16 protein-coding genes are annotated in these 15,534 nt (G+C 43.0%); 4 read left to right on the forward strand and 12 right to left on the reverse strand.

The features are described 5' to 3' along the window. Nucleotides 1-464 precede the first annotated feature (464 nt). Both VP97_RS18445 and VP97_RS23455 read right to left on the reverse strand, forming a co-directional pair. Nucleotides 465-1,472 (reverse strand): C40 family peptidase, encoded by a 1,008-nt coding sequence (locus VP97_RS18445; protein WP_050183555.1) that lies wholly within the window; start codon nt 1,470-1,472, stop codon nt 465-467. Nucleotides 1,473-1,872: 400 nt separating this feature from the next. Further along, nucleotides 1,873-2,013, reverse strand: coding sequence for a YidH family protein (locus VP97_RS23455; RefSeq protein WP_082220443.1), 141 nt, complete (start codon nt 2,011-2,013; stop codon nt 1,873-1,875). 209 nt (nt 2,014-2,222) lie between these two features. Here VP97_RS23455 and murB point away from each other — a divergent pair, with 209 nt between their 5' ends. Then, nucleotides 2,223-3,095, forward strand: coding sequence for a UDP-N-acetylmuramate dehydrogenase (gene murB / locus VP97_RS18450; RefSeq protein WP_082220444.1), 873 nt, complete (start codon nt 2,223-2,225; stop codon nt 3,093-3,095). Between the two features lie 56 nt (nt 3,096-3,151). Then, entirely contained in the window at nt 3,152-3,880 is a 729-nt protein-coding gene (locus VP97_RS18455; protein ID WP_050183559.1) for a MurR/RpiR family transcriptional regulator, read from the forward strand. A gap of 94 nt (nt 3,881-3,974) precedes the next feature. On the opposite strand, the gene VP97_RS18460 is transcribed toward VP97_RS18455, so the two are convergent. From VP97_RS18460 to VP97_RS18505, 10 genes are all read right to left on the reverse strand, one after another. Then, the gene (locus VP97_RS18460; RefSeq protein WP_050183591.1) at nt 3,975-4,448 is read right to left on the reverse strand and encodes a C40 family peptidase; all 474 of its coding nucleotides are present in this window, start codon (nt 4,446-4,448) and stop codon (nt 3,975-3,977) included. Nucleotides 4,449-4,595: 147 nt separating this feature from the next. Continuing rightward, nucleotides 4,596-5,102, reverse strand: coding sequence for a flavin reductase family protein (locus VP97_RS18465; RefSeq protein WP_050183561.1), 507 nt, complete (start codon nt 5,100-5,102; stop codon nt 4,596-4,598). A 207-nt stretch (nt 5,103-5,309) separates the two neighbouring features. Beyond that, complete coding sequence (locus VP97_RS18470) at nt 5,310-5,708, reverse strand: DoxX family protein (RefSeq protein ID WP_050183570.1); 399 nt, start codon at nt 5,706-5,708, stop codon at nt 5,310-5,312. Between the two features lie 678 nt (nt 5,709-6,386). Then, the gene (locus VP97_RS18475; protein WP_050183572.1) at nt 6,387-6,743 is read right to left on the reverse strand and encodes a hypothetical protein; all 357 of its coding nucleotides are present in this window, start codon (nt 6,741-6,743) and stop codon (nt 6,387-6,389) included. 4 nt (nt 6,744-6,747) lie between these two features. After that, nucleotides 6,748-7,428, reverse strand: coding sequence for a ribose-5-phosphate isomerase RpiA (gene rpiA, locus VP97_RS18480; RefSeq protein WP_050183593.1), 681 nt, complete (start codon nt 7,426-7,428; stop codon nt 6,748-6,750). After that, the gene (locus VP97_RS18485; RefSeq protein ID WP_342667335.1) at nt 7,428-7,760 is read right to left on the reverse strand and encodes a DUF3219 family protein; all 333 of its coding nucleotides are present in this window, start codon (nt 7,758-7,760) and stop codon (nt 7,428-7,430) included. Before VP97_RS18485 ends, rpiA begins: the two co-directional genes overlap by 1 nt. A gap of 101 nt (nt 7,761-7,861) precedes the next feature. After that, complete coding sequence (locus VP97_RS18490) at nt 7,862-9,577, reverse strand: ABC transporter ATP-binding protein (RefSeq protein WP_050183577.1); 1,716 nt, start codon at nt 9,575-9,577, stop codon at nt 7,862-7,864. Between the two features lie 26 nt (nt 9,578-9,603). Then, nucleotides 9,604-10,419: an ABC transporter ATP-binding protein gene (locus VP97_RS18495; RefSeq protein ID WP_050183579.1), complete on the reverse strand. Its 816-nt coding sequence runs from the start codon at nt 10,417-10,419 to the stop codon at nt 9,604-9,606. Nucleotides 10,420-10,605: 186 nt separating this feature from the next. After that, complete coding sequence (locus VP97_RS18500; RefSeq protein WP_050183580.1) at nt 10,606-12,201, reverse strand: M20/M25/M40 family metallo-hydrolase; 1,596 nt, start codon at nt 12,199-12,201, stop codon at nt 10,606-10,608. 153 nt (nt 12,202-12,354) lie between these two features. Continuing rightward, complete coding sequence (locus VP97_RS18505; protein WP_050183583.1) at nt 12,355-13,557, reverse strand: ornithine--oxo-acid transaminase; 1,203 nt, start codon at nt 13,555-13,557, stop codon at nt 12,355-12,357. A 501-nt stretch (nt 13,558-14,058) separates the two neighbouring features. Here VP97_RS18505 and VP97_RS24010 point away from each other — a divergent pair. Further along, nucleotides 14,059-14,226, forward strand: a complete 168-nt coding sequence (locus VP97_RS24010) for a hypothetical protein (protein WP_156153551.1) — start codon at nt 14,059-14,061, stop codon at nt 14,224-14,226. A 357-nt stretch (nt 14,227-14,583) separates the two neighbouring features. Further along, a complete protein-coding gene (rocF, locus tag VP97_RS18515; RefSeq protein ID WP_050183588.1) occupies nt 14,584-15,489 on the forward strand; it encodes an arginase in 906 nt (301 codons plus the stop codon). Nucleotides 15,490-15,534: the final 45 nt, after the last annotated feature.

Here is a 15,534-nt window from a genome sequence, read left to right on the forward strand (position 1 = left end):
AAAAGTTCGGCAGGCTTCACTTATCGGCTCTTTTAAAAAATAAAGAGATTAAGAAGAAGTTCGTTTTTTTTCAAAAAGGGTATGTGGCGTTTTCCTTTTTTAGCTTGCCCAAAAGCCTCCCCCTTTGGAAAAATAGAGAGGTTGAAAGGCTTTTTCTGTTCTTTCCAGCAAAGAAAGGGAAACACACTGGGTTTCACTAGCTTCCTTTCCTCCCCACAAAGGCGGCAGGCGCGGGGCGTAGACTCCTAAGGGACTAGCGGGACAGGTGAGATTGGCTTTGCCGCGAAGTGGTGAAGACGAGCTCGCCGCCTGCCCCTTGGAAAGCGGAGCCCCGCGAATGCCGCTTTTTCTATGCTTCGGCTAAGAACGGTCACTACACATGTAGATTTTGAGGATGATGTAGCTGGACAATATTATATTTCAACAGAATGAAAAAAACACCGCCCCATTTTCGGCGGTGTTTTTTATTTGGCGTTCATTGCATTGTAGATTGCTACTGTAAAAGCTTCACGTGTTGCATTATGTGTTCCATAAAACTTCTCGCCTTTAAAGAAACCGATTTTATCGATGGATGCCATCGAAACGATTCCTTCATATGCCCAGTGACCGGCTTTAATGTCTGTATAAACTACATTCGCAGCAGCTGTTTCAGACACTTTTAAGTGAAAGGCACGCTGGATCAAAGAAGCCATTTCATTTCTTGTCATTTGTTCTTCTAAACCAAACTTTTTGTCGCCATATCCATTCATAATACCTGCTTCATGGACGGCTGCTATATCGACAGCAAAACGATTTTCTTTCGGAACATCAGTAAAATAGCTCATTTTTTCTGGTTTCAAGCCAAGTACACGGTTGATAATGGCTGCGGCTTGTCCACGTGTTATTTTTTCTTCCGGCGCAAATGTATCTGCCGTGAATCCATTAATAACTCTCTGATCTGTCAACGATCTAATCGCATTGTATGCAAGATCTGTTTTTTCTACATCTGTAAACCATTCTGGCGCCTGTACAACTCGTTTCGCACCCGCATATCTCGGAGACCAGTACGAATCACCTTCAAGGGGAATAAGCGCAATTCCTTTGCTTGATGTTGCATTTAATACTTGTCCGTTTCCTGCGTAAACACCGACGTGAGAGATACCTTTTTTATATGTGTTTGCATAAAAAACAAGGTCTCCAACCTGAAGGTCGCTTTTGGCTACTGCTGTGCCTACATTAAACTGTTCACCTGTTGTACGTGGCAGAGAAATGCCTGCTTCATTTTTGTAAATATATTGAACGAAACCGGAGCAGTCGAATCCGCTTGGCGTTGTACCGCCAAATACGTACTTAACACCCATGAACGTTTTACCAAAAGCAACAACTGATTCACCAATCGATGCAGCTTCTGCTTTAGCAGATGCTAGCGGGGACATGCTAAAAAACAAGATTACCGCTAAAAAGGAAAAAATTGCTTTCTTACAACTGTTCACTGCGTACCTCCCAATTTCTCATTCTCTTTTTCTCTCTCTTATTCCTCATAAATCTTATTTTAGCAAAAATAAACATTACATTGTTTTACGTTAAAATTACAAATTTCGCTTCCTTTGTAACAATTCAACCTATTTTTTACCATTTAACTAAGTAAAAAGAGCTGATGACTCAGCTCTTTTATAGAAAAACGACCGATATATATGTACTATAAAACAGAATTAACACGACAATGATTCCGGTTAGCACCAGAATACTATATTTTTCGGGTTTAAATGTCCCATAATCAATGGCCTTCGCTTTTGAAAAATAGCTTCTTGTCGAAAAAATAATGACAAGAAGCCCCGAAACAATAGCTGAGAAGCCAATCAAATTTGCCAGTAGGTCCGCACGGGCTGAGTGCTACGGTAAAAAATTAAAATGAAGATTGCTGATCAAAAACCCAATTCCAATAATGGCAATGGACGTTCTTATCCAAGCAAGGTACGTGCGTTCATTCGCCAAATGCTGCTGAATAAACGCAGAACTTTTCGTTTTTTCCACTTTCTTTTCTTCCTTTCTATAAACCGTCTAAGATATACACCCATTTGTCTATACTTACATACAATACCCTGAAAAATAGGGAACATTTCTTAAATAATGAAAGATCATTAACGAATCCCTTCATATCCTTTATAATAGAAAGGATTATGAGAAAAGGAAGGTGAGCAGCTATCGATGCGCTGCAAATTGCAAACGACTTGAAAGAGAAGATGGATGAACAGTCCGTATTTCCACTGTTTCCATTGCATAAGCACACATATACGAAAACAGGCGGTGTGGCCGATGTTTTCATTAAGCCTAAACATATAGACGATCTGCAAACTGTTATTCACTACGCAAAGGAACATCATCTCCCTTTGACGATTCTTGGGAACGGCTCAAACGTCCTTGTCCGGGATAAAGGGCTGCGTGGTATTGTCATTGCCCTTGAGTATTTTGATCAAATTCATGTGGATGGAACGACGATCACAGCAGGAAGCGGCGCAAAAATTATCGATGTTTCCCGCACTGCCCTCGATCATCATTTAACGGGGCTTGAATTTGCGTGTGGGATTCCAGGATCTGTGGGAGGCGCACTTGTGATGAATGCGGGTGCTTATGGAGGCGAGACGTCGACGGTACTGACAAAAGCGATCGTTGTTTCCCATGACGGCGACCTGATTACGCTGGGTGTGGACGACTTTCATTTCGGCTATCGTAAAAGTATTTTTACCGAAAAGGACTACATTATTTTAGAAGCTGTTTTTGAACTGAAGGCGGGCCGCTTCGAAGAGATTAAAGAAGCAATGGATACATTCACTGCACTTCGTGAGTCAAAGCAGCCACTTGAATATCCTTCCTGTGGAAGTGTATTTAAACGTCCGACCGGTTATTTCGCCGGCAAGCTGATTCAAGACAGCGGCCTGCAGGGGACACGGATCGGCGGCGCAGAAATCTCTACAAAGCACGCCGGCTTTATTGTAAACGTAGACGGTGCTTCTTCAACGGATTATTTAAACTTGATTCGTTATGCGCAGGATCAGGTACGTGAAAAATTCGGTGTAGAGCTTGAAACAGAGGTAAAAATTATCGGCGAAGATTAATAAAAGCCGCTTCGGTCGACCGAAGCGGCTTTTTGTTCGTAAAGGAGAGACTTCATTTGTTTACAAATGAAATGATTGCATCATTTAATGAACTTGAAACGGCCGTTTATCAATACGTATCTAAAAACGGCAGCAAAGTCATTTATATGCGTATCCGGGAGCTGGCAGCGGAAGCGCAGGTTTCAACCGCTACCATTCTGCGCTTTTGCCGGAAAGCAGGCTGTGATGGTTTCACGGAGTTTAAAGTTCGGCTAAAGCTTCATTTAAAAGAACAGGAGCCCTTTGAACTGAAAAGCACGCACCATTCGGTCACAGAGTTTTTTGAGCATTCGTTAAACGGGCCAATAAAGGAGCAAATTACCGGGGCAGCCCGGATAATGTCCCTTTCTGATAGTATCATTTTTATTGGAGTCGGCAGCTCAGGTATCTTAGCAGAATACGGTGCGCGGTATTTCTCAAGTCTTGGCAGGCTGTCTCTCTACATAAAAGATCCGCATTACCCGATTCATACAAACTTTCTGCAAAACAGTACGACGATTGTCCTGTCTGTATCTGGTGAAAATGATTATACGGTCCGCCACACCCATCAAATGCGCGAAGCAGGCAGCACCATTGTCAGTATTACAAATAATAAGCACTGCACCATTGCTAGAATGTCTGATGTTAATCTCTCTTACTATGTGTCAGAGGAACGGTTTGAGGACTCTAATGTTACGACGCAGGTACCGGTTGTTTACATTCTTGAAGCTCTTGCACGTGAACTGCACCAGCTTTCTAAACAGTAAATTATTACCTGTTGTTTTCCAATTAAAAAGCCTCGACTAAAGAAGCCGCCTGCTTTTTTAACGAGGCTCCGCACTTAAAGATTGGCATGACCTGTTACTTAATTAATCTTTTCGCGCCTATATAGCGGTCCTTCCAATACGTATCACTCATCTTAACTACTTTTACCCCTTTGGATGTAGCTCCAATAAAGGTACCATTTTTATTGTAAATGGCAACAAAGGAGACTTTTCCTTTTGTACCGGTTGCATAAAAAACTAAATCACCAGGTTGTAATTGACTACGGCTAATCGATTTGCCTTTCTTATACTGATCAGCGCTTGTGCGCGGAATAGTCATTTTCGTTGCGGCATTTTTGTAAACAAATTGAGTAAAGCCGCTTGCATCAAATCCTTTTGGTGTTGTTCCACCATACTTGTATGGGCTTCCTACATACTTATTGGCTACAGACGCCACTTCTTGCCCGTAGTTGACCGTCGCGGATGCACTTGAGCCAGAACCAAATACAAGCACTGCTAGGAGAGACAAAATCACAAAAACGGCTGTCCATCTTATCTTTGACACGTTCATAACCAATACTTTTCCTCCTCGAAATGAAAAATAAACCACAAAAGTAAATATATGTACCGTCTCTTTTTTCATTCCTGTAAAATTTATTTTAAAAAGCAAAAAAGCACAGGCGAATCGATCGCCTGTACTTTTTTTATATGTTAAAAACTACTTTGAAGCATAAAACGCAGCTGGAATTGAAGCAAAGTGACGACGGTGATACAGCATCGGATCTTTTTCTGCATCAATTTGAATTGTATTGACTTCGCCAATTAAAATCGTATGGTCGCCTGCTTCGACTGTTTGAACAGTTCGGCATTGAAGAACGGCAAATGCGCCGTCGATTATAGGCAGATGGTGATCAGATGAAAGGTTCCATTTGCAAGTGCTAAAACGGTCAACGCCCTTGGTCGCAAACGTTAAACAAATATCTTTTTGGTTACCGGCTAAAATATGCACGGCAAATGTATCGTTTTCCATAAACGCCGGCATAGTTGCAGCTTTGTGGTCAATTGACCATAGAATCAAAAGTGGATCAAGTGATACAGAAGCAAATGAGTTAACAGTCAGGCCAACAGGTTTTCCATTTGAATCTAGCGTTGTCACAACCGTTACGCCAGTCGGATAATTCCCCATTGCCTCTTTAAATAATTGCTGTTTTTGTTCGTCTGCCATGCTGATTCCCCCTTTTAATAAACAACCTGCTTTTATCGTATCGTTCTTTGGTTCATTTTACCACTTTAAAAGTGAAAGAACTATCTTGTTAAACAGGCTTCCTTTTCTTTGTAATCGTTTTTGCATTGACGAAAAAAAGAATGGTTATACTCTTTTCTCATAGCTTTCAATCTCTTTCCTTCTGCTGCCCGCTTCCCGTCTTATGTTTTAGGCAAACAGCGCGTCTAGTGCGTAGTGCCCTGGTCCTGTGAATGCAATACCGATAGCAACAGCCAGCAGTACTAAATTATATTCATAACCGTTTTGGGTACTCCAGAAGCCGTTTGGGCCATGTACTTTTACAATTGCAATAACCATGGTTAAAGCAATTATCACACCGGCAAGCGGCGTTAGCAAACCGAGCGCAAACAGGGCGCCGCCAACCAATTCTGAAAGCCCTGCCATCAATGCCATTGTGTAACCAGGCTTCATGCCGATAGAGTCAAACCAGCCCCCTGTTCCTTTTAATCCGTGGCCTCCAAATGAGCCAAATAATTTCTGTGCACCATGTCCGACAAACGCAAGTCCAATAACTAAACGAATAATTAACAATCCTGCATCTAACATTCCTTTCTTCCCCCTCTTCGTTATTATCTTGAATTCGAGATATATGAGTAAAAAAATTTGATAAATTTTATTAGCTGTTTATTTAATTATCTTGAATTCGAGATAATAATATCAGCTTTTTAAAAGAACGTCAATCACTTTTAGAAACTTTATTACTTTTATCAAAGAGAAAATCACCTCTGTTATAAAAGATGGTTTAATTACATTTTTAAGTGTCTGGCTGTCAGCTCTTGTTTTATAGCATCCTGAGCCCGTTTAAATGTGTTACCAAGCGTGGGCTGACTATTTTTTACTACTTAGTATTCCATATTTAGTTTTTAATGGATGCTGAACAGGTTTTTTTCGGTACAACGGCTTGAAAATACCTAAAGGTGGAATGCCTACGGGATCTTTTACAAGAATTCCATCTGTTTTACCTGCACACAAAGTTAAAAAAAACAGTTTGCCAAAGCATATCCTCAATACGCTGAAGTAAAACAGGATTTGTGGCTAGCCATTCCGATGAAACGATTTCATATAAACCACAATATGAATGGCTACTGCGAGCGGCTGTTAATCGATTGTATTGACCGCCATTTGTTATTATTTTTGTTACATGCGTAATCTCTGTCAAATAAGGCAACAGTTCCCCAGATTAAACAAACAAAGACCGCTTTTTATCCAAAAGCGGTCTTTTTCTTATTTTTCATGCTGTTCATATAGTGTATCGAGTACCTCATCCACAACATCCTGAACCTCACTGGCAAAGTTAATAAAAATAAACTGCATGGCTTCTGCTTCTTCCATGAACCGTTCTCCTTCTGGCCCATAGACACTAAAAAACGGAACCGTGAAATGAACATCAATTTCTTCGCTACCTTTTTTTTGCCCGAAGCCTTTTACTACAAAATAAATATCCAGGTCACCGACATGTTCCTCTTCTTTGTCTTTAAAGCTGACCGTCTGGCAGTACGTCTGATTATGCTCTGCCTGTTCAATGTTTTTTTCAATTAAGCCGCCCTCTGTCAATACCTTAATACCGCTTGCTGAGTACATTCTATCACTCCTGTTTTGTTCGTTTTTTAATTTGTATATCTTTCTTTTCGTTTACAGTAATGATCATATCGGCCATGGCGATAAACAATCCGTTTTCTACAACACCGGGAATCAAACTTAATTCCTGCTCTAATTTTTTAGGCGATGCAATAGAGCCAAAATCGCAGTCAAAAATATAATGCCCATTATCTGTGATATACGGCTTTCCTTCTTTTACCCGTAAAGCAGATGCTCCGCCTAAAGAACGGATTTTCTTCTCTGTCATCCTGTACCCGAATGTCTCAACCTCAACCGGAAGAGGAAACCGGCCGAGCCGCTCGACCATTTTAGAGGAATCTGCCACTACAATAAAGCTCTCGGCGGAAGATGCAATCATTTTTTCCCGCAGAAGCGCCCCGCCTCCACCTTTGATTAAATGAAAAGCAGGATCGGCTTCATCAGCGCCGTCAATAGCAATATCAAGCTTGTCTACTTCATTGAGACTCAAAAGTGGAATTCCGTGTTTTTTCGCCAATTGCTCTGTGCGAATGGATGTAGCTACACCTTGAACAAACATCCCCTGCTTAACCAGCTCACCGATTTTCTCAATTGTAAATCGTACTGTACTTCCTGTTCCGAGACCAATAATCATGCCGTCTTTTACATATTCTGCCACTTTTTCACCGACCAGCTGCTTTTCATTTATCATCGGCCGATCAGTTCCAGACTAAATGTGCCTTTGGCGCCCGCTTCATACAAATTTGTCAGTGATGTAGAATAAATGTGAATGGTCGCTGGAAACTCCATTCCCCTTTCCGGCACCTTTACCTGAAAGTCCTGTTCATATAAAAGAACCGTTATATCATGGTATTCCTCGCTTGTGACCGGAAACTGAAAACTGATTTTCGGCACTTTTGCACCTGTCTTCTTGTTTACAACCGTTTTTTCATGAAAATTTTCTACCTGAATTGGCGTATCATTTAAGATGACCTGTTTTACCATGTTTCGTTCAGCTCCCCTCTTTATCGTTAGAGCCATTATAATGTTCCTTTTTTAATTGAGCCATTTTTTCGCTTTACCGTCTTTTATTAAATAAAAAACCTTTCACTGCTTCAAGCAGCGAAAGGTTTTTTTAAAGTCTAGTGACCGAACTGAGCTTCATGCAAGCGCCGGTAATGGCCATTTTGCTCAAGCAGCTCATAATGGCTGCCCTGCTCTTCAATTCCGGACGGTGTAACCACGATGATTCGATCGGCATGCTTGATCGTAGCGAGCCGATGGGCGATGACAAGTGTTGTCCGGCCTACAGACAGTTCCGAAAGCGCCTGCTGGATCGCCATCTCCGTTTCTGTATCGAGAGCAGACGTTGCTTCATCTAAAATTAAAATCGGCGGGTTTTTCAGGAAAATGCGCGCAATGGCCAGGCGCTGCTTTTGTCCACCTGATAACTTTACACCGCGCTCGCCAATGACGGTCTCCAGCCCATCCGGCAAAGAAGCAATAAAGTCCTCCAGGCGCGCCCGCTTCAAAGCCGACAGAATGTCTTCGTCTGAAGCACCGAGATCACCATATAAAATATTTTCGCGAATCGTGCCGGAAAATAAAAACACATCCTGCTGAACAATACCAATCTGCCGCCTCAAGGACGCGAGGGTCATTTTTCTTGTATCCAGCCCATCAATTGAAATAACCCCTTCCTGCGCATCATAAAAACGCGGCAGCAGGCTGCACATCGTCGTTTTGCCGGCTCCGGATGGTCCGACAAACGCGACTGTTTCCCCTGCCTTGATGGACAGGCTGATGTTTTGAAGCACCGGCTTTTTGCCTTCGTATCCGAATGTAACGTTACGGTAGTCAATGTTGCCGTATACAGCGCCTACTTCTATGGCATCCAGCGCATCGGCCACATCCGGCTCTGTTTCCAATAATTCTACATATCGTTTAAAACCAGCGATGCCTTTCGGATAGCTTTCAATAATGGCATTAATTTTTTCAATCGGACGAAAGAAAATATTAGATAGAAGAATAAATCCGACAAATTCACCGTATGTAAGCTCGCCCTGCATAACAAAATATGTCCCACAAACGAGTACAAACAGCGTTATGACCCGCATCAGCATATAACTGATCGACATATTCAGCGCCATAATTTTATAGGAAAAAAGCTTTGTCAGCCGAAATCTTTTATTGTTCTCTTCAAATTGCTTCTTTTCGTGCGATTCATTCGCAAAAGCCTGTACAACGCGGATTCCGCCCATACTGTCTTCAATGCGCGCATTAAAATCGGCAATATCGCCAAAAAGCCGGTGAAAAGCGCCGGTCATTTTTTTGTTAAAGAAAACAGCGAGCCAGAGCACAGCGGGTACAATAACAAATGTTAGCACTGCCAGCTTCCAGTTGATCGTCAGCATAATACCGAATGCACCGGTCAGCGTCATCAGTGCAATAAACAAATCCTCCGGTCCGTGATGCGCCATTTCACCGATCTCCATCAAATCACTTGTCATTCTTGAAATAAGATGGCCTGTTTTCGTGTTATCAAAAAAACGAAATGACAGCTTTTGTACGTGAGCAAACAGTTTACTGCGCATATCGCTTTCAATGTTAATGCCAAGCATATGCCCCCAGTACGTGACGACATATTGAAGCCCGGCGTTGACAACATAAATAAGTAACAAGCCAAGACTTGCGGCTATAATTAAATTCCAATCTCCTCCGGGCAGAAGCGTATCAATAAAATAATTAACGACAAGCGGAAATGCGAGCTCTAAGAGACCCGCAAAGACCGCGCAAAAGAAGTCCAGAAAAAACAGCTTTTTATATGGACGGTAATATGAAAAAAATTGCTTGATCACACAGTCACCTGCTTTATTAAATTCCTTTATCGGCTTCCTGCCAGCGCAAGCTCCGGTGCTTTCACCAGGTCATACGTTAAACAAACAGGCTTGCCGGAACGGGGGTCGCGAACGATTTCAGCATCGATTTGAAAAACAGAGCGTAAATTTTCTTTTGTCATCACTGCTTCTGGTGTTCCTTCACATACAATACTGCCTTTTCTCATTGCCACGAGGTAATCAGCAAACCGGGCAGCATGATTTAAATCATGAAGCACCATAACAATTGTCCGGCCTTCCTGTTCATTTAATTCCTGTAAAAGCTCCAGCACTTCCAGCTGGTGGGCCAAGTCCAAATAGGTCGTTGGTTCATCAAGTAAGATCAAATCTGTTTCCTGTGCAAGCGCCATTGCAATCCAAACACGCTGGCGCTGGCCGCCTGAAAGTGCGTCAATTTCCCGGTCGCGAAAATCTGCCGTGCCGGTAACATCCATTGCCCAATTAATCACTTCTTTATCATGCGCATTTAATGTACCAAAGCCTTTTTGATGCGGGAAACGGCCATATGAAATTAATTCATAAACGGTTAAGCCCGCTGGTGCTTCCGGTGTTTGCGGCAAAATCGCCATTTGCTTGGCAATTTCTTTTGTAGACAAGCGTGCAATGTCAGCGCCGTTTAAATAAACTGAACCACTTTTTTGATTTAAAAGGCGTGCCATTGTTTTGAGCAGTGTGGATTTTCCGCAGCCGTTCGGCCCAATAATCGTTGTTACCTTCCCTGCTGGAATATCGACGGTTAAATTTTCGACGATCGTCGCAGCTCCATAGCCAATGTTTACTTGTTCCGCATGCAGCTTGCTCATTCTTTCCACCTCATTTACGTTTTTCATCTAGCATCTATATCGAATGGTTGCAATTGATAATCAGTTTCAATTAAAATTTATCATAAAATTGCCGCCACTGTCCAGACTTTCACGAAAAAAAGGCGAGAATACCGATAAAATAAAAAAGTGACATTTTTTATACTGCGGGTCTTACACTCGAGCTGTCTATGGCTTAATCCATTTTTCCAATAAAAGAGGAAGCTGTTCAAAAGCATGCTTTATATGGAGGCGTTCTGTCCGTTTGTGGGCATCTTTGCCGAACGGCCCGATATTTAAAACAGGTGCCTTAAGTCTGGCCATATCGGCAAACGGAATCGAATAGCCGTCCTGCCATACAGGTGTATTTTTTTTGAAGGCCTGCCAGCCTTCCCCTTCACCGCTTCCATTTACATAACTTAAATCACAAATACCGTTAAAGTAGTGAACCCGCTCCATCGACAGCCCAAATTCTTTCTGGCCATATGTTTTCATGAACTCGACTGCTTCTTCTACAAGCGCCTCCCCGGATGAATTAACAGCCGGATAAAAAGGAGGTGCAAACAACAAAATAATCGCTGGCGCCAGCTCCTGTGACTGAATAATTAACTTATCTGCAATTCGAAAAGATTTTTCTCGGTCGTCCCATTCTTCTCTTCCATATACATCCGCTTTCATTTCTTCTATTGCTTCTTCTCCGAACTTATCAATTGAGTAGCGCAGCAATTCTTCAAAGCGGAGCACACGAATATGCCCCACCGGCTTCACACCCTGTGTTTGGCAGATATACTGATAGGCGGCATTGCACTCCTCAGCTGCTTCTTTTGCAACTTGTTCAAATTTTCCCATTATATGCTCAGCTGTTTGCTTCATCGTAAATACATTATAAAGAGCTGATGATCGGTATGGTGTCTGCGTCGAGTATTCGAGGCGGAGGTCTTTTTGCTGAAGCGTAATTGGAAGCGGCGTTGTTTCGCCCAGCTCGGTTTCTTGAAACAGTGGATTCCACTCCATTTTCCGTGTTAAGAATGACGCAATGTAAGGAGAGGTTAATCCATTAAATGGCTCGCCTGCATGAGTTTCACGCCCATAAAAAAGCGCACCGGGCATTATTTTGCCAATTGTGCCCGTGTATACCTTACATAGTGTATCACCCGGTTTCTGTGAAAAAACGGGCTCACTGTTTAAAAACATCTCATACTGGAGGCCAAACTCCTCTTGAATTTCCAACAGCTTCGGTACGGCTGCTCGCATTCCTGCTGAATTCACTTCTTCATCTGGCACGGTTAACAGCAGTAAATTCACCGCCCATCCTTCAATGCTGGCTTTTTCAATAAGCTGCATATGCAAAGCCAGCCCCATTTTCATATCCATTGTTCCACGCCCGAATAAGTACTCACCGGATTTGAGATCGGTCAGCGCATCCTCCGGCAGATCGTTCGGACGCTCCAACCAATAAGACGTCAGCTCTTCCGGCTGCGTCGCAAGCGGCTCCAGCTCCCCGTATTCTTCAGTACTGACCGTATCGAAATGACTGATCAAGCAGATTGTTTGTACTGCATCTGGATGTTTGTACAGCGCCGTTAAAAACTTCCGTCCTATATCAGCTGTGTGAAGAGACAAATGCTCGGGATGCCGCTGAAAATAATGGAGTCCGAGCAGCTTTGATTGAAGCTTCATTGGAAACTGCCGTTCATCTTCAGACAGTGTGATGCTTTTCCAGCTTACAAGCTCTCCCAGCAGCATGCGAAGTTTTTCTGGCGAATCCCAAAGACGCTTTTCCATACCGATTCATCCCTTCCCAATAAAAGAATATCTCACTATTTTGGGCCATTCTTTTGTTTTTTTCAATTTTTCTGGCAGAAACACTGCCATACTCTTTACACTCAATTTTTCTACAGTCTGAAGCAGCCGATGGATTTATCCACCGGCTGCTCATTAAGCAAAAACCTTTTCAATTTTTTGTATCGCCCAATCAAGGTCTTTCCTGGAAATAATGAGCGGAGGTGCAAAACGGATAACCGTTTCATGCGTTTCTTTACACAAAAGTCCTTCCTGCTTTAAACGTTCACAGTACGGACGAGCCGGTTCTGTCAGCTCCATCCCAATAAACAAGCCACGGCCGCGCACTTCTTTAATGGACGAATGTGTAAGGTCAAAAAGCTTTTTCTTAAAATACGTGCCAAGCTTTAATGAACGCTCGGCAAGCTTTTCTTCCTGAATAACCTCCATTGAAGCGATTGATACAGCACATGCAAGCGGATTGCCTCCAAAAGTAGATCCGTGTGATCCAGGGTTAAATACGCCTAACACCTCTTTATCCGCTGCTACACAGGAAATCGGAAATACCCCGCCGCCCAGTGCTTTTCCGAGAATAAGCATATCTGGAACGACATCTTCCCACTCGCAGGCGAACAATTTTCCAGTACGGGCAAGGCCAGCTTGAATTTCATCGGCAATAAACAGCACGTTCTGCTTTTTGCACAGTGCTGCGGCTGCTCTCAGGAAGCCTTCCGGCGGAATGACGATCCCTGCTTCACCTTGAATTGGTTCAATTAAAAAGGCGGCTGTGTTCGGCGTAATAGCCGTCTGAAGCGCATTCATATCTCCATAAGGAATCAGCTTGATGCCAGGCAGCATCGGGCCGAAGCCACGCTTGTATTCGGCTTCAGAGGAAAGCGACACAGCGGTCATCGTCCGTCCATGAAAGTTACCGATGCAGGCAATTATTTCAGCCTCGTTTTCCGGTACACCTTTTACATCATATGCCCAGCGGCGTGCTGCTTTCACTGCTGTTTCTACCGCTTCTGCTCCGGTGTTCATCGGCAGAGCCATATTTTTCCCTGTTAATTCGCAAATTTTTTTGTACCAGGGACCAAGCTGATCATTATGAAAAGCACGGGATGTAAGGGTAACCCGGTCTGCCTGTTCTTTCAGCGCCTGAATAATTTTCGGATGACGATGTCCCTGGTTCACAGCGGAATAAGCACTCAGCATATCCATATACCGATTTCCTTCTGGATCCCTTACCCACACCCCCTCTGCTTCTGAAACAACAATTGGCAACGGATGATAGTTATGCGCACCAAATCGCTCCGTTTGTTCAATAATTTTTTTGGATGAGTTCGTTGGAGTTGTCATCTTTTTCTCCTCCTTTATCGATTAAACTTTCGAGATGGTTTTCGTTTGCATACGGCGAATCAGGGTCTTTAAAAATTGAGAGATTATTTTACAGATAACGAATTCTTTATCCTATAGTGAATGAAAGCAGCACATCTGAAACAGAGCACTCCATGATGAAAGAAGTCAACTGCATTTTATCAATACCTTATATGAATATACTATGGAACAAGTAGAGGTAGGAATCACGCAATTTATAAAGAAGGAAAAACAATGATCTGTAACCGAAAAGCACGCGAAATTAGAAAGGGGTATGCATAATGTATTGCACAAGAATGTACTTAATGTATGTTTCAACAGTACGCTCGCCGTATCCTCCAGCAGGGAGAAAAACCATTCATGTAAAACAAACATACTTTAACAACAAAGGGACGGAAATTACGACCATTCATAATGCGCTTCCATCCCAAAAGAAAAACGAGCTCTGTGGTACAGTTAAAGCAGCAAAAGGTGTTACCAGGCTTGAACGTCTGGTGCGCAGCAGCGGATACATGCTCTGCCTTTAATAGCATTATCGGCAAAAGTGATGCTACAAAAGAGTTGATCGAGCTGTCCAGGCGGGCTGCCTGCACTTCTTCCTATGTAATTGTGGCCCAGGCAACAGATAAAGGAAAAGAATTGTTTGCGTAAAGCATCCATACCATTTCCGCCATAAATCAATGGCGAGTGACCAGTCCGCCCTGCAGCAAAGCTTATTTCATTCCTGTCTGGCGGTAGAGAGGAGCAACTCATTTAAAGAATCAACTGGATGCTTTAAAATATCCTATATTGAGCACTTTCTGCATAAAAATGAGAAGAGTGTTTCCTGGACGGCTAAACAGCCGGGACCAAGCAGGTAAAGTCTTTAGTACCGGATTAAAAAAGTTGTACTTTCTTCAAAAACTGAATAAATAAGTATAAATATTCAAAAAAATGTGTACTTGAACCATTTTGTTTTTATGTTTTTAATAGAAGTGCAGGACATTTATGAGATAAAGGGGCGGTCACATGCAAAAGAAGCAAGTGTCGATCATAGGTGTACCAATGGATTTAGGGCAAACACGCCGGGGTGTCGATATGGGTCCAAGTGCGATTCGCTATGCAGGATTGATAGAACGGATCCGCTCACTTGGATATACAGTCCACGATGAAGGCGATATTAAAGTGGAAATACAGGAACGGGCTATTCCAAAAGAAACAGCCCATTTAAAAAATTTAACAGCTGTTGCAGAGGCTAGTGAAGCGCTGGCAAAAAAAGTGGAAGCCACGGTTAGCCAGAGCCGCTTTCCACTTGTACTCGGCGGTGATCACAGCGTGGCGATTGGAACACTTGCAGGCATTGCAAAAAAACATCAAAACCTTGGCTTGATCTGGTATGATGCACACGGCGATTTAAACACAGCAGAAACCTCCCCCTCTGGCAATATCCACGGAATGCCGCTTGCTGTGAGCCTCGGTATCGGACACCGCTCCCTCACCAATATCGGCGGCTACTTTCCGAAAGTAAAACCGGAAAATGTGGTGATTATCGGCGCACGGGATTTGGATCATGGCGAGCGCGAGCTGATTAAAGAAAAAGGGATTAAAGTATATACGATGCATGAAATTGACCGTCTTGGCATGACAGCAGTGATGAAAGAAACGATTGAGTATCTTCGGGAACGTACGGACTATGTTCACCTTTCATTGGATCTGGATGGACTCGATCCGACAGAAGCACCAGGAGTAGGGACGCCTGTTGCAGGTGGACTCAGCTACCGTGAAAGCCACCTGGCGATGGAAATGCTTGAGGAAGCGAACATCATTACGTCAGCGGAATTTGTGGAGGTCAACCCTATTTTAGATGAGAAAAATAAAACAGGCGATGCAGCGGTGGCGCTTATTGCTTCCCTGCTTGGTGAAAGACTACTTTAAAAAAATGCCGCACAGAGCTGTGCGGCATTTCAGACTGTAGACAAA

Origin of the sequence: Domibacillus robiginosus, from assembly GCF_000966195.1 — a bacterium.
GTDB lineage: Bacteria > Bacillota > Bacilli > Bacillales > Domibacillaceae > Domibacillus > Domibacillus robiginosus.